Raw genomic sequence first — 16,010 nt, forward strand, 5'->3', positions numbered from 1 at the left:
TTAAGGTGTCTAATAATATCACGCAAATAAGAAAAGAATATGAAGATAAGCTTAAAGAAATTAAAGCATTAATGAAGAATCCTAGCATGGATTCTGCGGTCTTTAGTAATAATACTGATTTTAGGGATAAGCATTTAACATTCCAAGCATCAGGTGGCGCTAGAACAAGTAGGAATACTGTAATTGTGAACTATCCAATTAAGGGATATCCATACAAGAGAGGAGTCAAATTATCTTTTGGTGAGAATAATGCTTACGAGCCACATGTTGAAGCTGGGGGTGGTGATGATTTATACGGCATATGCACTGACATTGATGATTTTTCCCAAACTGCAACAGTAATACCAATAACGGAAAGCTTTACTGGATATTTAGTAGTAAAAAAGGATAATCAGTCTTCAATTAATGTAGGGGATAAGTTGTGCTTCAATGCAAATGGAGAATTAGAAAAGGCTAGTACTTCAACTAACACTAAAGTTAATGCAATAGCTTTATCAAAGGCACACAAGTTAAATGACAGTCTTTACATAATAAATGTAAGTGTATTTGGAAATAGGGCCTTAAAGGGTAGTTAATGAGTACTGTAAGTAAAAAGACCATTTCTACAAATTCTAAAGGTACTAAAGAAGTTCAAGGTACTTCTAAGTCTTCACTAGCAAATGAGCAATTAGAAACTCAAGTAGCAAGTCAAGAGCAAATAGAATTTTTAAAATCACTAGACGTAGCAACTTTAAGTACTCTAGATACTCTAGAAGATGTAGAAACGTTAAGAGCAAGTACTCAACCTAAAAACCGAAGCAAAAGACATACACCTACACAAGTAGAGTCACTTGAGACGCAATATAGAGATTCAATTCTAAAGCTTAAGAAGTACACTAAGACTCAACGTGAAGATAGGGCGTTATTTAGTGGATTTGAGAATGGATTTCAAGATAAGATGAAGATTATCGATGCTGATGCTCTCTCAATATCTAGTAGTGTTGATACGATAGAAGAATATTCATACAAAGGGTATCCATACAAGAGAGCAATTAAGCTTTCAGTAGAAAATGAGAATGTTTATGTCGTATCTTCAAATGATGAGGATATGTATGGAATATGCATTGATGTTGATGAGAGTACTGGAGTAGCATCTGTAATACCAATAACAAATAATTTTGAAGGATATTTATCAGCTAGTGATTCAAGTATCAAGATAGCAGATAAATTAGATTTTGATTCAAATGGGATGCTTATAAAAGCAGGAAGTGGTGGTAAGAAAATGATTAATGCCGTAGCACTCAGTGAGGCATTTACCATTGATTTAGCTTTAGAGGATGCTACGCGTAAGGGTCAGTACCAATTGCATTTTGTTAAAGCATCAGTTTATGGTAATAGATTTTAAAATTATTTAATTATCAAAATAGGAGGGTGAAGATTGTCATCTGCTAATATAACACAATTAGTAAAAGACTATGAAACTAAAAGGGATAAGCTTAAAGCGTTAATAAAGAATCCTAGTAGTGATGCGGCTGTCTTTAGTAACAATGCTGATTTTAGAGATAAACATTTACATTTTAGTAATTCTGGTGGCACTGCAACAAGCAGTAAAGCTAAATTAGAGAGTCATCCAAGTAAAGGATATCCATACAAAAGAGGGGTAAAGCTTGTTGTAAATACAGTAGAGAATAATAAACCACACTACGAGCCACATGTTGAGGCTGGGGGTGGTGATGATTTATACGGCATATGCACTGACATTGATGATTATACTGGTATTGCGACAGTAGTCCCAATAACAGAATATTTTGAAGGGTATCTTGTTGCTAAAGATAATTCTATTAAGAGAAAGGACAAGCTTAAGTTTAATTCAAATGGTGAGCTTGAGAAGACTAATGGTTCTAGCAATAACACTAATACTGTAGCCACATCAGATTCTATTCAGCTATCAAATGAACTTTATATGGTAGGTGTCGTAAGCTATGGGAACAAAGCTTTAAATTAATATAAGGAGATTATAGGAGATTTTTATGTCAGATTTATTTGATTTAGATTATTATACAAAGGAAATTGCAAATGTCATTGATGATATAAGTGTTCCAACATTTTACAAATGGTTAGCTGATGAACAGATTGATTATGTAAATCTAAAAAATGGATTTGTGAAAACTATTAAATGGGATGCGTTTGTTAGTGCAAATCCTACAAGTTTAGTTAATGAAGTTAATACTATTTCAACTATTGGATTTCGTTCAGAGACTGTAAAGCTTAATTATTTAAGATTGCAATACAAATTCAGACATATCAATCAAGCTGAAGAAGATTTCTATACTCATGATGGATATATTGGAGATGTAAATAACAATTTACTTCCCTTCAGAGAAGCATTCAAACTAGCAAGTGATGAGATTATTAAGATTATTGACCACTTTATCTTAACAGGTACTGTCTCAATACAAAGAGATGGTAAAAATCAAAAGGTATTACTTCCTAACATGTATGGCCTACTTAACATGCCAAATCAGATATTAGAAGAAGTTGAAGCTTCTAACAAAGATAAAATGGATAAGATCTTTGAAAAGATTGAATTGGGACTTTCAAAATTAGAATTAGGAGATTCATTCTCAACACCAATGATGGTAATTACTGACCAAGCAACCAGTTTGAAACTTGTAAAACCATATGGTACTGATACAAAACCAGCAGTTTCTAATGATAAATGGAGAGATGTGTTGATTAACACAATTAAGGCTGTAAACGATTGGCAAAAAGTTTACTTGCATACAAGTAACTTACTTTCAAATCAGATACTTATCTATCCATTAAATCCAAAATTACTAAAATTCAAACCAAGTAGATATATGTATCCAACTCTAAATAGACAAGTTGATTATGATTCAAGTGATATTGCTCATTCATACCTTGATTTTGTCTTAGGAGGACTCTTAGCAACAGAGAAGACTATTTTGAAAGTTAATATCAAACAAAGTTAGACTGAAAATATTAAGGAAAGTTACTTATGAGTACTAGTAACGTACCATCAGGGGGTTTCGGGGAGCTTTACTTACAAATTAAAGCTCTCTTAGATTTATCTGAAGAGAAGTTCAGTTTTGCAAAGTTTGAAGAACAAGCAAAGCTACTTGAAATGATAATTGAAACACGTGGAATTAATCCTAGCAAATTAAATATTAGTCAAGCATCTCTACTGCTTTATTATTACATAGGTTGCCATCTAAAGCGTTCTGGTGTGATTCGTGAGTTTGGTCTTGAACAAATCAAAAAAGAAAAATTTGGTGAGCTTGAGATTGATTATTATCCATCCTCAGGTACCGAATTGAATTGTGGGAGTAAAGATTATTGTTCCTCTTTTGAAGAGCTTATCACACAAATTAAGTCAGGAGCGCGTAAGACTTACTGCATAGGTGTTGTGTAATGAGCACAAGAGACAGGCTTGCTAGTATGGCAGATCGCATGATTGGCAGGTTTCGTGAAGAATCATACTTCCGGTTTTACAAAGGAACATATTCGCATGATGATGAGTTTGAAAGCCCTGAGATTAATTTCGATAAAAACAATTATACTCAGTTTGTTGGAATTATTATCGATATCTCTCCACAAGAACTTGTAAAAATTAATGACTCTAATATTTATGACTTGGAAAACTTATCAAAGCTTTACACAAATGCTGAGATTAATTTTGAAATTAAAGACAGAGTATCACTTGAGGGTTCATTTTTTGAAATTATAAAGATTGACTCTAGCGTTGGTTATAAGACTTTAATTTTACGGGGTTTGGAATGGAGATAAAAGGTTTTAGAGAAGTAGAATTAGAGATTGGTTGGTTTGGGGGACGTGCTTTGGTAGCATTTATACATGAAATGGGTACTAAGAATTTACCTATACGTAAGCACTTGACTGAAGTAGCTAATTCTTCTCAGTTTAGAGAATACGTTAATACCAATTATATGAATAACGAATTTAATAAAGGCATTAAAAATGGTATGAATGCTTTGGGAAATGCATTTATAGAATATTATAAAAATTACGTATTAGCATCTAAAGTAAAACCTGCACTCTCTCCTAAGACAATTGCTTTAAAAAAGAGAAGGGGTAGCAAAACACCTGAGGTACCACTCAGTTGCAGCGGACTTATGCTTAAGACCATTGAATATAGGATAAATGAATGATACTGGATATTGCTACTATAAATCAATCTCTAATATCAGTTTTAAAAGACTTCACTAAATTTGCAAGCATTCATAAACTTGATGTTGATATTATAAATACGCATAACCATCCATACATGTCTGAACATACAATAAAAAAGCCCAATATCCTTGCAATAAAATTTGAAAATACCTTAGGTCTCTTTAATCACAACTTAAGAACCGGTTCATTTTACAAAAATGTAAATGAATTTGGTATCTGTTTCCAAATCTATTTCATGGCATTTGCAAACGTTAATAAGAATGCATATAAGAGACTTATGTCACTTTATACGTTATTTAGTGATTTTTTACATGACTTAGGTACCCAACGGTTTACATTCAAACCTGAAGAAGGTATAAGCACTCATGAAATAGATCTAAAGTTTTACATTTATGCTACAACCAATATGCAAAATTCTGGTCTTATTGATATCAAGAGCAATTATAGTCAGTTGGCATACTGTGCAAGTTGTGGTTTTAAAGCTAATGTGCAAGTAAAAGAAAACCAAATTAAGGAGGAAGAACAGAATGCCACAAGATACAATCAGTGTGAATTTGGCACATTCTGAATTAGATATAAACTATGTAAGTTACTATACACCCTTACTAGTGTATAAATGTGCAAAGATCAAACTCAATGATTCAACACCTAAGGTAAAGATATTAAACTTAAATATAAATAGCTTTGAAAAACAAATCGAGGCACTTGAAAAAGAAGGAAGTAATGGTGAGGATGAATTTAATAAGGAGAGAGAATACCTAAAAAAAGCAATGCAAGCATTCTTCTCAGCAGGTGATGCCGGACTTAGATCAGTCAAGCTACTTATATATAAAGAGGGAACCGAAGCAAAGGCAATTAAAACCCAACTTAGAGACAATAGATATACTTTTGTTGCCCTTATTAATACTTATTCAAGTAACAGTGATGGTGGTGATGGGCTTACAATATATAAGGATGATTATACTCATTTTAAAGACCCTGCTCACTTCTTTGTATTTGCAACAAAAGAATCTGAAATAAAAGCGTTGTTTAAAAATGGTACGAATTCTAAATCTAAAATTATTGTTATCCACTCTAAAGGAGAGGAATACTTACACTTAAGATTTATATCTAAATACTTACATGAAGCGAGTATATTTCATGCTGTAAACCCTTATGGACTTAAGTTTAGCGGTATGAGTCCTATTACTGATGATTCTATAACCTGTAAACTTAGGAATGCTAATATTAACTTTTACTCATTGCTTAATGAGACTGGTCTTGATGGTGTTATGGCTTTTAAGGAAGGAGTAACTCTTGAAGGAACTCCCATTGACGAATTATTTACTTATCATTATATCAAATCTGAACTTACATCCGAGCTTATTAGAGTATGGAATGTTAATGGTAGACAGAATAGTAAACTATCAGAACTACAACTCTCAGGAAAAAGAGATAATGCTTACAGTGCTGCTGTTGAATGTATGCTTAAACGTTTCATTGATAGGAATATTATTGTTGCTTACTCCAAGCTTAAGATTCACATATCACCAACACCCGAGCTAAAGCTTTTCTTATCAATAGAGATTACTTATAACCACTCTATGAACGCTGTCCTTTTAAACATTACAGCACAAGATATAAATAGTTATCTAAATAGCTTGAAGGAGAATTGAGAATGGAACAATACTATGATTTAAGGAACATATTTTTTTCAATTGGTGGGAATGAAGTTCAAGGTGGTAAGTTAGAACTTACAAGTGAACCTACAACAAGAGCGGTAGCTAGCAGTGAAGATAGGGGTTTCCCCGTAGTTAGCTTCAGGGATCCTAGAACCATTACTTTCATATTCAATATTGAAGTTACAATTGGATCTTATGAGTACAAATTGCTAACAAAGCTTTCAAAAGACCAATTTTATAATACTCATCAAAGTAAAACTGCAAAGATGTTAGATTTAGTATTCAATGACTTAGAAGACATCAAAATTGTATCTCAATATGCATTTTTTGCAGAAGAACCTTCAAGAAGTTATTCTGCTGAAGCTGAAAAGGTTACATTTGAAATCAGAGCGGTTAACTGCACAGTAAACACCTAATTTTGAACGCTTAAGGAGGATTTTATGATTACGCGTTACAAAATGAATATATTAACTAAAGATAAGACTTTTACATTTGAAGTAAGAGTACTGCCCGTTTACGAATGGGACTCTATATTAGGATTTTCACAAAATGAAGGCATCAAAAAACTTAATAATCTTGAATACTTAAGAGCAATAACAGACCTTATGATTAAACCTGGCTTTTTAGATGAATTTTACTTTATTTTAAATGAAAATAGAGAGTACATTACTTACTACAAAGATTATCTTAAGTACATACTTTACTCAATTCAGTTTGATGTATTCAAATCAGATCCTGACTTTAAGAAACCAACTTTAGTTTACTTAAGCCATTATCTAAATAATGCTGATGGATTTGTACAATTTGATTACATTAATGATAGTTGGAATTATGAACAGATAATACAAAATATCAAGTCACAACAAACATCAATGGGGATACAGGATGAAAATCCATAATGGAAGTAAAATCTTTAATGAAACCAAACTTGAATATTTTAAGTTACTTGAAGAGATAAAACAAAACAAATATTTCTTTCCTGTTATCATGGGTATTTGCACTTTAAATGAAGTCAAAACATTGAACTACGAAGAACTAAATGAGGTTTACAAAATATCGAATCTGAAACTTGAAAAGCAAATATTTGAAATGACTCTCTCTAAGGGAATGTTATGAATACTCCAAAATTTACAATTAAATTTACAGGAGTGCTAGATCATGCATCAACTCGCAAATCATTAGAAAAAGACATTTCTAAACTAGAACATTTAATTAAACCTAAAAAATCTTCTCTAAAGAGCACTAAAGATATCTTAAAACATAACTTATCTGAGAAGAAACGTGAACTAGCCAAACAAACCAAATATGAGAAATTACGAGAAAGGGTAGAAAAGTTTAGATTTACTGAAACTAAAAAACTTGTTAAGCTAGGATACAAATTTGAGGAAGCTAGAAAAAAAGCATTCAAGCGTTCACTTATGTCAAGTAAAGACCGAAGACGATTAGAATATGAAGAAATGAAAAGTGGCAAGCATAAGGAAACAATACTTCACAAAGCTATCCAAAAAAGTATTCTTAAAGGCGGTAGCATTTTGAAAATTGCTACTGGAACTGCTCTTGGACATATAGTGGGTCATACCTTTCAAAGTGGTATTGGTGATATCTTGAATTTTGCAAAAAAATCTATACTTAATGATGCTAGATTTCAAAAGCTTGACTTAATTACTTCAAGAGTATTTAAAACAAATGAAAAGAGCAAACTTGATAGCATGCTTCAAGGCATACCTGGTTTTGGGAACAGCATTGAAAGAGAAGATTTTCTCAACTCTGCTGGGACTCTTAGAAAAGTATTACAACACTTAGGTCAAAACAATGACGATAATCTTAAGCAGGCTGTAGCATTTGCTGCAAAGCTTAAATCTACCGGGGTTGTTAGTGATAAGAATTCTGCTATTACTGCAGTAGCAGAATTCTTGCAAGGCAAAAGCGGTTCTCTTTATAACATTATGAGTTCATTTAATAAATTTACTGATAAATATAATGAACGAGCCGAAATGGAATATGACAGAGTAGCAACTGGTTATACCTTTGATTACAGAACAGACAAATTAAAAGAAATTATTAAGGACTGGAACTCTCTTGAGTTTCCTACTTATGCTAGTGAAGCTGAAAAAATTAAGGATAGTCTGGATAAAGCTCAAGATTCATTTGGAAAACTTTCAGCTAGTGTATTCCAACCCATGTTGGAAAAAATAGAAACCATAGCTAAATGGTTAACAGGTTTTACCGTCAAAACACATATTGTTGAGCCCATAATAGACGGAATTAAAAGTTTTTTCGGTGACATTAACGAATGGCTTATAAAGCTTGGAAATCAAATTCTAAAATTAACACTGCCTAATTGGGCATACAAATGGTTATTTGGTTCAAAACCTACAACAGATAAAAGCCATTCACCACTCTTAAGTACTGATACTGAATCAAAATTAGAAACAGACGCAAGCATAAGAACACCTTAAGGAGCATTTAAATATGATACCACAGCTTACAACAGACTTCATTCATAAATATAAAGACACAGCACCAGTAAAGGCAACACTAGACTTCTTAAAGCTTACTCCATCACAAGTAACAAGTATCCTTAAAGAAACATTCAATGAAATTTCTAGTGTGTTTATGGCATATAACTTCTTAAGTTTATGTCCAAGGATGGACTTTAAGGGACTGGGATACGTTCCACAAGGATTTTTCATCTTACCCAAAACTGAACTAATTAGCACAACTTACACCACAACATGTTCAAAGCGTCCTGTAATTGACTACTACACACGTAAATCTGAATATGTAAGTTACAATCCAACTTTCACTGGTGAAGTTATCACATTAAATAATGCTGTATTAACTAGTGCTTATAAGGAACTGCTTAAATTCTCGGCTAATACGGCTTTTGGAAAGTTAATCTTTCCTCATACCAGTAATCTGGCAAAACAACAACTTATTAATAGAGTTGAAGAGAGTGTACCATTTAGTTTCTACAGTCCAACTTTAGGGTTTAGGGGTATTGTTGCAATTACCTCTCTTACCCTTAAGGACACAGTATACCTTGATGAGGTTGAAATTAGTCTTACCTTAGAAGTTCTTAAAACATTTTCAATATATAAAGGATAACTTCATGGAATGTAGACTTATCAAATACGACTTCAAAATCGAATTTTATAATCCAAGTAAAACTAGCACTAAGAATATCACATCAGAAGAAAAGCCTAAAATTATAATTAAAACTGAAGATGGAATACACATTGACATATCAATATCTGATATGTACTCAAGTAACAATTATGTGTGTGCAAAGAAAAGCAAGCTAACCCTTTGGAACCTACCTATAGACTTTACTGATAATGTAAATGAAGGAGATATTGTAAAAATATCTTATAAAAAGTTCGCAGACTCTAAAGATTATGACTTTATTATGGCAGGTTATTTGGGTGTTCCTATGAGTACTGATTATCCCAATGGAGATTTTAGTGTTGACCTTGAAATTCATTTGGCAACAAAAAGTAATTATTTCAATCGCAAGCTTAAAATAAATCAATTCCAGGGAATGAGTGTAGAGAATGCAATTAAATCAGCTTTTCCTGGTAAATGCATTATCAATATGAGCTATGCTGAGAGAACAAAAATTATAACAGAAAGTTTTTGTGCAAATACTCCTCTTGAGTTTCTTGAAAAGATAACTAAAAAGTATGTTCAAAGTGTTAGAACAGATATTGTACCTAAGGAGCATACACAACTTATTAAAGAATCGGCTCTCGGGAACACTCATGTTGAGTGTAATTACATTTTTACTAACGCCACACCTGCAGAGCAAAATACAAATTATCTACCTCTTGAAGATTTTGGTCTTGAGTTTATTCCTCAACAAGAGATTACTATTGGCAGTACTTTAAGTATAAGATTTATATATTGGAATGCCAAAGTTATGTACACACACAAACTGAAAGTTGGTGACAGGGTAAAATTCATTGACTCGCTTGGAAAAGAAGTTAAGAGCAGTATTATAGAGTCTAATGCTATCTTAAGCAATACTGGTGAATGCTCACTTATCCTTAAGCTTTATGATGACTCTAATTACTTAGAAATAAATGGGACAGCTAAATAAATGAACTTGAATTATGAAATATACAGAATGAATAGCCAAATGAAAGGCTCCCCGTTAACACAAGAAGAAATAAAACTATGGACTTATAGAAACATTTTTATCTCTAAAATAGGAATAATCAAATCTTTTAACGCCTCTACACAAGAAGGTGTTGTTTTGCTCTCTGGACACACAGACTTAGAAATTAAGACACGCAATATATCAAACATGCATTTTAATCTTAAAGAAAATGACGGGGTAATCTTACTTCAAAGTAGTATTAACCTTTTTAATGAGGATGATAATCATTATTTTGACAAAAACTATTTTTATATTCTAAGGCCAATTAACATGCAAAATGCTACTATCAAAGTTAATGACTTTGCAATTGACATACAAAACCCCATAGACATTAAAGCTAACAATACAAGCTTAAGGGCAGTATTAGAAGAAATTGTTTCTTGTCTACAAAATTTACGGGTCATTGGAAATGCTAGTGTTGAACCTAGCTTTTACAGCAATCTTGTAAAAATTACAACTAAAATAAATATGTTACTAAAATAGGTTTTTGCCAAAATAGTGCTATATTTACTACCGGTTAAAGGTTAAATTAGAATCATTAAAAGGTTAAAGATTGGATTTACAGATTGACAATCAATTTAATTTGGTTTTTAAAAAAGACTTAGCATTAACTAGTGGAATAAATGAACAAAAGCAACGTTTATTTATATTTTTAAGAACTCCAAAGGGTAGTCTTAAGAATGCTCCTAATTGGGGATTTGATTATAATTTCTTTACAAGGTTTGCTAAGACAAGCTCTTTAACACAAATTAAAACTTACTTTTCAAGCATTATACAAGACCTCAAAATTGATGTTGTCAACATTGAAACAATTACTAAAAATAACACATTAAACATTATATTTGAATTTGCAAACGACACTTTAAATATGGAGATTAGAATATGAGCATTCTTTTTGATCCTGATTTTGGTATTCTAAAACAGAATATCCAACAAATAGTTAATGCCAAACGAGCATACTTACGAGATATGCATGGGATTGTCATTAATAATGACCCATCCTCCATTTATAATATTATTGCAACCTCACTTGCAACAATTGAAGAACAAATCATTGATGAACTTAATTCATTTTTCTCTAAAGTAAGTCCCGGTGGCGAATACTTTAAGGCAATCGAAGAGCACATAAGTGTTAAGAGTACTACCTTTGATGCGGTTCGTTCATCATTGCTTAAACTTAAAGAAATAGAGTACGTCAATATTGATTCTAAAGCCGGAACAGCTGATATTTATCTTATATTAAATGACTCTTTACTAAATTCTAGTAAAACTGATATCACTGATTCTACATTTAAAGCCAAACTTTGGAAAGTGCTTTATTCAACTATGCCTGTAGGTACACTCTTTAATGGTAGTATCACAATTGATGGCCTTAACACTCATAATCAACTCAAAAGCTATAAAATATCTTTAGGAAAGAAAAAATACGTATACCTTAAAGTAAAATATCAACTTGATCTTAAGAATCACATATATCTTAACATAGACATGCAAATAAGAGATATATACAAACGTATTGTAACTAATAACTATCCTGATATGGGCATCAGCTTTGAATATCAAGATTTTATAGCTCCTGTTAATGAGATTAAGGGAATTAAGAGTATGAAAATATATGCTTGCATTAAAGACACAGATGACACTAAAATTGCAAGCATTACTGATTCAGAATTTAAGGAAAATACTAATATTGAAGTTAAGCCTGAGGAAATACTTATCTTCAATCTTACTGACAGATTAATCATTGACATTACAACTTAAAGGAGCTATTAAAAATGCAAATACCCATCCATCTTCAAGATACTGGGGTTGAAAAGTTCATACAAAATGAATTAGAGTATGCAAATACAATGTACCTAGAACTAAAAAGTCTAAATTCTAATTTCACAAGCATTACTGCTACACGCCACTGCTCATCACGTTTTATTGCCATTTGGTTATCCAATCTATTTAGAATCTTTTACTCTGAAAGCCAACCACTCGAATCACTTGTAGCAAACATTGATAGTGTACTTTTTGCTTTACGTCATATTGGCACTGATGAATCATTTATAAGACTTTTTAAGGCCTTCTTAAATGTCGATATTGAAGTTACTACCCCACAAGCTGGTGTAATTAACATAAAATTATTAAACAGGATAAAAACTAACTTTATTTCCTTTATCTCTCCTAGCACCGTTAAAGGGCATAAACCAAAACGTATTCGATTACATCAAACAAAAAAAGGATTTAAAACGGCATATAAATTTTTAACATTCAATTTCCTTCCTAAAGGATATTCACACTCAATTTATGCATTTATAAAAAATCTCATTCCTATAGGACGTGTCTTAAAAATTACAAATAATGAAAACATAGAAATTATTACTTTTAATTAAGGAGAACATTAATGTCAAGTGAAGAGAAACTCTTAATTGATGAAGAAGAATTTATCCAAATCAACAACCTAAACAGAGTTGGTGATATTCAAAAAACTGATTTAATGCTACTTGATGATGGAAGTTCTAATTGCAATGCAATTACATATGAAAATTTTCTTAAAAAAACTAAAGACAAAATCTTCAAAAATGAAGGACTTGAGTATTTCAAAGAAGTCATTAAAGATACAATTGCTACTGAACTATTAGCAAATGAAAACTTTATAAATCAAGCTTATAATAAAGTGCTTGAAAAATTACTCAACAATGCCAATAACGGTGTTTATAATATTTCTGATAAAGTAAGAGACAGAATTATAGGAAATATATCATCAACTACATTAACTAAAAATGATAAGTTTGTAATTATGAATTATAGTACGCTACAAAAATCCCCAGTACCTGAATATTTAACAGGAATTCCTTCTGGGTTTACTACAACAAAAAGAAAAACTACAAGTTCATATATTTACCCATCTTATTTTAAGAATCAAGCTTACGTATTAGACATGACATCAGAATATTCAAATCAAGAAGTTGAACTCTTATTTTATACATCTGATGATGATAACCCTATTTATTTAGACATTACTGTTGCTCTCACAATCAATGCGTCTGGTACTAAATATGCAAAAAAAGTAGCACTTAAATACACTGATAGCTCACAAAAGTCAACAGCATATTATTACGGTGCTAAAAATGCTTATGTAGATATTTTATGTCCAGTACTTAGAGGATGGTACATTCAAAAACGTGGATATATAAATGGTAATCGTGTTCCGGTTTTAGTAAAGTTATAACTTTATATAGTTTTTGCTATTCTTTGCTATATAGTTGTAGCTTACCAATTATAAACACGAGGTGATAAAGTTGAATGAATTAAGTATTAATAACATATTAGATTTTTTACTTCAACTAATTAACATCAATGAAGTGAAGTTAATCATTATTAGTATTTTTATATTAAGTTTGGGTTTGATTTTCAAACCAGTAATCAAAGATATGCTAAGTATCTTATTAAGTAAGATAAAAATACATGACAGAGACAAAGAAAAGGAGGATTTATGATACTTGATCGTAATTCTTTAGATACTGCTTTAAATGCAATCGTAACATTATTTGACACACTATCTAATTTTGAAGATGGGTCGTTTAATGAAAATGCTCATAAAACATTCATGCTACTAAACGACATTTACACAGAATATCAGATTATCTATACACAAAATATGGAAAGGTTAGAGAATGCCTTAACTCCGCAAATAAGAGAAACACTTGAACCTATCCAAACTAAAATCAAAAAATTTATAGAAAAGGTTAATAGCAATCCAGATAATATGCAATTACCATTAGAAATCTCATCAATTGAAAAGGAGGTCAAATGAAATTAAGTACTGCTAAATTAAGTGTTGATATCCTAAACAAATTTACAGAAATTATAAAAAATAACCACCAAGGTAAAAACACCGTAACCTACATTAATATTTTCACCAAAGTGGTTAATTATTTTTACTCACTATATGAGGCAAGTGTATATCAAATGGAACAAAAGGAAGCTATCAAACTACTCTCTGAAATTGAAGAAATACTAAGGCTCAACATCGAGATAATAGAAACTGCTGGGGATTATGATGATTATTCAAAATACATTTCTCAACTTAGAGCTAAACGTAATAAGCTCATGAGTACTTACATCAAAATGTTAAAGGAGGCCTAATTTGAAAAAACTAGTAAATTTAACTTTCTTAACGCTTATCTTCTCATGTACATCTATTGCTTCTCTAACGGAAGAACCAACATTTCCTAAAACCCAAACCCTCACAGAATTAAGTACTTATGAAGCTAAGCTAGCTGATTATGTTATGTACTTGCAAGTATTCTTAACACGTACAAAAAAGAAAGTTAATGACCCAAAGTATCCTAAGTTTACTTATTTTGATTCTTCTACACTCAAGTCTGAACAGACAATCCAGGATTTAATGTTTAATATCAACATTTTCAAAGCATACATCAAGATAACTAAACCTATTGCTGAAGCGGTTTACAAAAAATATTCAAAATTACAAAATTAATATTATTTAAAGCCCCTAATGGGGCTTATTTGCTTTAAATTATCATCTATGTATCAAATAAATATCTTAATTCTTCTTCTCTTGACAAGAATCCAAATAATCTGAGTGGACTATCCTCATATTTAGGCTGCATAAGCGCTATAAATGCCTCAAATTGATCTAACTTCCTCATAAGATGATTATTCTTAAATATATATTCTCTAATGAGTTCTATCCAATAGTTAACACTCCTTAAAGCTTTATTCATATTAAAATACTCTAAAAAGGAAGAATCATCCCCCTTCTTTATAGCACTTAAATATGCATTTATCTGCGATATACTCTTAAATGGTTTATCAACCAAATGCTTATGCATACCACGTGCTGCTATAAGAAGACTTTTATAGCAACTAAACTTAATTGAATTAGCTTTATTATCTTTATTTACTCCTACTGTATTAGTATTATTAGATTTCACAACTCTATTCACATCTACAGGTGGGGTTTCTACACCCTTAGATTGTTCCTGTGTTGTGTCTTGTCTAGTTCCTAAGGTATTTGCATCATTATCTTCCTCACTCTCAATTGATAGATTGGATGGTACATGCTTATTATCACTTTTGGTAACAGACTCATAATCAACAGGGCGCATCTCTTTAGTCACTATTTTTTCAGTTTCAGTATGCCCCATTTGTTGTACCTTATGAGCTTCATAAAGATCATCTGCATCTCCTAACTCTTCTCTTATATAGGGCATACTCTCAAGCCCCGCGCCTGGCAAAGTTCTGCATAGACAACTAACTGCACATTTCCTTAACATAAATACTGGTTTCTCTCTCCAAATAGGTGAGTTTTTGTAATACTCATTAAATAAAACAGAAAAACTATAAATATTACCATGCTCTGATTTGAAGTAAGCTGTACATTGCCAATCTTCTTGTACCATTTTATTGCCCTTAGAATCAATTTTAATTGTCTTAACCATCTCTTCTTTAAATTCAAGGCTATATTTACTATACCCTGCCTCATATGCCCTTATAAGTAATGTTTGATATGCTACCACAACTGCATATCTCCCATTAAATGGGATTATGTATGCTTCCTTCTTGAATGGATTTAGATTATTTACTTGTAGTAAAGTTAAGATTTCTCTCTCTGATTGAGTATCCATCCTTTTAAGTCCATGCATACTCTTATATGCTTCCCATACCTCATAAATATTACTTGAATTCATTTTTTCTGTTATTGTATTAATCGTATTTGATACCTCAGGTTTTGTCATATTCTTTGTATTTGTCATGATTAACTCCTTTTTTATATTTGTGATTCTATAAATAGAATAATATAACAAAAACTATCTTTTAACAAGATTTTTTAAATATTTGTTTTTGCTATAATATTTTTAATATTATTATTTTTGCTAAGTCTAAAAATAAAAATTATTTTTTACTAAGTTGCGATTTACTTATTACTAATAATTGAGTTACTATTACTAGTAATAAATAATCACAAATATAAAAAAGGAGTTTAAACA

The 16,010-nt window shown here is 31.3% G+C and carries 25 protein-coding genes; 24 read left to right on the forward strand and 1 reads right to left on the reverse strand.

Annotation, left to right across the window (positions count from 1 at the left end; translation table 11 throughout):
• Positions 1-5: 5 nt before the first annotated feature.
• The 24 genes from bhDAH_RS04650 (at position 6) to bhDAH_RS04765 (ending at position 14,497) form a co-directional block, all read left to right on the forward strand.
• Positions 6-575, forward strand: coding sequence for a DUF228 domain-containing protein (locus tag bhDAH_RS04650; RefSeq protein ID WP_062706312.1), 570 nt, complete (start codon positions 6-8; stop codon positions 573-575).
• Positions 575-1,384, forward strand: a complete 810-nt coding sequence (locus tag bhDAH_RS04655) for a DUF228 domain-containing protein (RefSeq protein WP_051480168.1) — start codon at positions 575-577, stop codon at positions 1,382-1,384. The genes bhDAH_RS04650 and bhDAH_RS04655 overlap by 1 nt, the downstream gene beginning before the upstream one ends.
• 33 nt (positions 1,385-1,417) lie before the next feature.
• Positions 1,418-1,984 (forward strand): DUF228 domain-containing protein, encoded by a 567-nt coding sequence (locus bhDAH_RS04660; protein ID WP_062706309.1) that lies wholly within the window; start codon positions 1,418-1,420, stop codon positions 1,982-1,984.
• A 25-nt stretch (positions 1,985-2,009) separates the two neighbouring features.
• Positions 2,010-2,972, forward strand: a complete 963-nt coding sequence (locus bhDAH_RS04665) for a hypothetical protein (RefSeq protein ID WP_062706306.1) — start codon at positions 2,010-2,012, stop codon at positions 2,970-2,972.
• A 26-nt stretch (positions 2,973-2,998) separates the two neighbouring features.
• Positions 2,999-3,412, forward strand: a complete 414-nt coding sequence (locus bhDAH_RS04670) for a DUF3890 domain-containing protein (protein WP_247098876.1) — start codon at positions 2,999-3,001, stop codon at positions 3,410-3,412.
• A complete protein-coding gene (locus tag bhDAH_RS04675) occupies positions 3,412-3,786 on the forward strand; it encodes a DUF1506 family protein (RefSeq protein WP_247098877.1) in 375 nt (124 codons plus the stop codon). The genes bhDAH_RS04670 and bhDAH_RS04675 overlap by 1 nt, the downstream gene beginning before the upstream one ends.
• On the forward strand, positions 3,777-4,166 hold the full coding sequence (locus tag bhDAH_RS04680) for a hypothetical protein (RefSeq protein ID WP_062706286.1): 390 nt from the start codon (positions 3,777-3,779) through the stop codon (positions 4,164-4,166). The genes bhDAH_RS04675 and bhDAH_RS04680 overlap by 10 nt, the downstream gene beginning before the upstream one ends.
• Positions 4,163-4,756, forward strand: a complete 594-nt coding sequence (locus bhDAH_RS04685) for a DUF764 family protein (RefSeq protein ID WP_062706284.1) — start codon at positions 4,163-4,165, stop codon at positions 4,754-4,756. The genes bhDAH_RS04680 and bhDAH_RS04685 overlap by 4 nt, the downstream gene beginning before the upstream one ends.
• On the forward strand, positions 4,716-5,843 hold the full coding sequence (locus tag bhDAH_RS04690; RefSeq protein ID WP_062706281.1) for a DUF787 family protein: 1,128 nt from the start codon (positions 4,716-4,718) through the stop codon (positions 5,841-5,843). Before bhDAH_RS04685 ends, bhDAH_RS04690 begins: the two co-directional genes overlap by 41 nt.
• Positions 5,844-5,845: 2 nt before the next feature.
• Entirely contained in the window at positions 5,846-6,265 is a 420-nt protein-coding gene (locus bhDAH_RS04695) for a DUF1463 family protein (protein WP_062706278.1), read from the forward strand.
• A 24-nt stretch (positions 6,266-6,289) separates the two neighbouring features.
• Complete coding sequence (locus bhDAH_RS04700; RefSeq protein ID WP_025400199.1) at positions 6,290-6,748, forward strand: DUF1473 family protein; 459 nt, start codon at positions 6,290-6,292, stop codon at positions 6,746-6,748.
• Complete coding sequence (locus bhDAH_RS04705) at positions 6,735-6,965, forward strand: DUF1322 family protein (RefSeq protein WP_025400198.1); 231 nt, start codon at positions 6,735-6,737, stop codon at positions 6,963-6,965. Before bhDAH_RS04700 ends, bhDAH_RS04705 begins: the two co-directional genes overlap by 14 nt.
• On the forward strand, positions 6,962-8,308 hold the full coding sequence (locus bhDAH_RS04710) for a DUF759 family protein (RefSeq protein ID WP_062706275.1): 1,347 nt from the start codon (positions 6,962-6,964) through the stop codon (positions 8,306-8,308). Before bhDAH_RS04705 ends, bhDAH_RS04710 begins: the two co-directional genes overlap by 4 nt.
• Positions 8,309-8,321: 13 nt before the next feature.
• Positions 8,322-8,957, forward strand: coding sequence for a DUF792 family protein (locus bhDAH_RS04715; protein WP_062706271.1), 636 nt, complete (start codon positions 8,322-8,324; stop codon positions 8,955-8,957).
• 4 nt (positions 8,958-8,961) lie between these two features.
• Positions 8,962-9,948, forward strand: a complete 987-nt coding sequence (locus tag bhDAH_RS04720; RefSeq protein WP_062706268.1) for a DUF693 family protein — start codon at positions 8,962-8,964, stop codon at positions 9,946-9,948.
• A complete protein-coding gene (locus bhDAH_RS04725) occupies positions 9,949-10,491 on the forward strand; it encodes a DUF777 family protein (protein WP_062706266.1) in 543 nt (180 codons plus the stop codon).
• Between the two features lie 70 nt (positions 10,492-10,561).
• On the forward strand, positions 10,562-10,894 hold the full coding sequence (locus tag bhDAH_RS04730) for a contractile injection system sheath initiator (RefSeq protein ID WP_062706264.1): 333 nt from the start codon (positions 10,562-10,564) through the stop codon (positions 10,892-10,894).
• A complete protein-coding gene (locus tag bhDAH_RS04735) occupies positions 10,891-11,769 on the forward strand; it encodes a DUF276 domain-containing protein (protein WP_062706261.1) in 879 nt (292 codons plus the stop codon). The genes bhDAH_RS04730 and bhDAH_RS04735 overlap by 4 nt, the downstream gene beginning before the upstream one ends.
• Positions 11,770-11,783: 14 nt before the next feature.
• Positions 11,784-12,386 (forward strand): DUF735 family protein, encoded by a 603-nt coding sequence (locus bhDAH_RS04740; RefSeq protein ID WP_025434158.1) that lies wholly within the window; start codon positions 11,784-11,786, stop codon positions 12,384-12,386.
• Positions 12,387-12,397: 11 nt separating this feature from the next.
• Complete coding sequence (locus bhDAH_RS04745; RefSeq protein WP_247098878.1) at positions 12,398-13,225, forward strand: DUF685 domain-containing protein; 828 nt, start codon at positions 12,398-12,400, stop codon at positions 13,223-13,225.
• A gap of 70 nt (positions 13,226-13,295) precedes the next feature.
• The gene (locus bhDAH_RS04750; protein ID WP_025434156.1) at positions 13,296-13,493 is read left to right on the forward strand and encodes a BlyA family holin; all 198 of its coding nucleotides are present in this window, start codon (positions 13,296-13,298) and stop codon (positions 13,491-13,493) included.
• A complete protein-coding gene (locus bhDAH_RS04755; protein ID WP_025434310.1) occupies positions 13,490-13,810 on the forward strand; it encodes a BlyB family putative holin accessory protein in 321 nt (106 codons plus the stop codon). Before bhDAH_RS04750 ends, bhDAH_RS04755 begins: the two co-directional genes overlap by 4 nt.
• Entirely contained in the window at positions 13,807-14,142 is a 336-nt protein-coding gene (locus tag bhDAH_RS04760; protein WP_025407106.1) for a BlyB family putative holin accessory protein, read from the forward strand. The genes bhDAH_RS04755 and bhDAH_RS04760 overlap by 4 nt, the downstream gene beginning before the upstream one ends.
• Position 14,143: 1 nt before the next feature.
• A complete protein-coding gene (locus tag bhDAH_RS04765; RefSeq protein WP_032489800.1) occupies positions 14,144-14,497 on the forward strand; it encodes a BBA14 family lipoprotein in 354 nt (117 codons plus the stop codon).
• A gap of 46 nt (positions 14,498-14,543) precedes the next feature.
• Here the strand turns inward: bhDAH_RS04765 and bhDAH_RS04770 are convergent, their stop codons facing one another.
• Positions 14,544-15,776 carry a recombinase RecT gene (locus bhDAH_RS04770; RefSeq protein WP_247098879.1) on the reverse strand — a complete coding sequence of 411 codons (1,233 nt, stop codon included), beginning with the start codon at positions 15,774-15,776 and terminating at the stop codon, positions 14,544-14,546.
• Positions 15,777-16,010: the final 234 nt, after the last annotated feature.

The organism is Borrelia hermsii DAH, from assembly GCF_023035675.1.
Lineage (GTDB): Bacteria > Spirochaetota > Spirochaetia > Borreliales > Borreliaceae > Borrelia > Borrelia hermsii.

Coding starts and splice junctions, on each gene's coding strand:
- bhDAH_RS04760 (WP_025407106.1), top strand. CDS start 13,807: ATGAAATTAAGTACTGCTAAATTAAGTGTTGATATCCTAAACAAATTT.
- bhDAH_RS04700 (WP_025400199.1), top strand. CDS start 6,290: ATGATTACGCGTTACAAAATGAATATATTAACTAAAGATAAGACTTTT.
- bhDAH_RS04735 (WP_062706261.1), top strand. CDS start 10,891: ATGAGCATTCTTTTTGATCCTGATTTTGGTATTCTAAAACAGAATATC.
- bhDAH_RS04715 (WP_062706271.1), top strand. CDS start 8,322: ATGATACCACAGCTTACAACAGACTTCATTCATAAATATAAAGACACA.
- bhDAH_RS04755 (WP_025434310.1), top strand. CDS start 13,490: ATGATACTTGATCGTAATTCTTTAGATACTGCTTTAAATGCAATCGTA.
- bhDAH_RS04720 (WP_062706268.1), top strand. CDS start 8,962: ATGGAATGTAGACTTATCAAATACGACTTCAAAATCGAATTTTATAAT.
- bhDAH_RS04675 (WP_247098877.1), top strand. CDS start 3,412: ATGAGCACAAGAGACAGGCTTGCTAGTATGGCAGATCGCATGATTGGC.
- bhDAH_RS04770 (WP_247098879.1), bottom strand. CDS start 15,776: ATGACAAATACAAAGAATATGACAAAACCTGAGGTATCAAATACGATT.
- bhDAH_RS04695 (WP_062706278.1), top strand. CDS start 5,846: ATGGAACAATACTATGATTTAAGGAACATATTTTTTTCAATTGGTGGG.
- bhDAH_RS04710 (WP_062706275.1), top strand. CDS start 6,962: ATGAATACTCCAAAATTTACAATTAAATTTACAGGAGTGCTAGATCAT.
- bhDAH_RS04685 (WP_062706284.1), top strand. CDS start 4,163: ATGATACTGGATATTGCTACTATAAATCAATCTCTAATATCAGTTTTA.
- bhDAH_RS04740 (WP_025434158.1), top strand. CDS start 11,784: ATGCAAATACCCATCCATCTTCAAGATACTGGGGTTGAAAAGTTCATA.
- bhDAH_RS04655 (WP_051480168.1), top strand. CDS start 575: ATGAGTACTGTAAGTAAAAAGACCATTTCTACAAATTCTAAAGGTACT.
- bhDAH_RS04690 (WP_062706281.1), top strand. CDS start 4,716: ATGCCACAAGATACAATCAGTGTGAATTTGGCACATTCTGAATTAGAT.
- bhDAH_RS04725 (WP_062706266.1), top strand. CDS start 9,949: ATGAACTTGAATTATGAAATATACAGAATGAATAGCCAAATGAAAGGC.
- bhDAH_RS04670 (WP_247098876.1), top strand. CDS start 2,999: ATGAGTACTAGTAACGTACCATCAGGGGGTTTCGGGGAGCTTTACTTA.
- bhDAH_RS04705 (WP_025400198.1), top strand. CDS start 6,735: ATGAAAATCCATAATGGAAGTAAAATCTTTAATGAAACCAAACTTGAA.
- bhDAH_RS04680 (WP_062706286.1), top strand. CDS start 3,777: ATGGAGATAAAAGGTTTTAGAGAAGTAGAATTAGAGATTGGTTGGTTT.
- bhDAH_RS04665 (WP_062706306.1), top strand. CDS start 2,010: ATGTCAGATTTATTTGATTTAGATTATTATACAAAGGAAATTGCAAAT.
- bhDAH_RS04745 (WP_247098878.1), top strand. CDS start 12,398: ATGTCAAGTGAAGAGAAACTCTTAATTGATGAAGAAGAATTTATCCAA.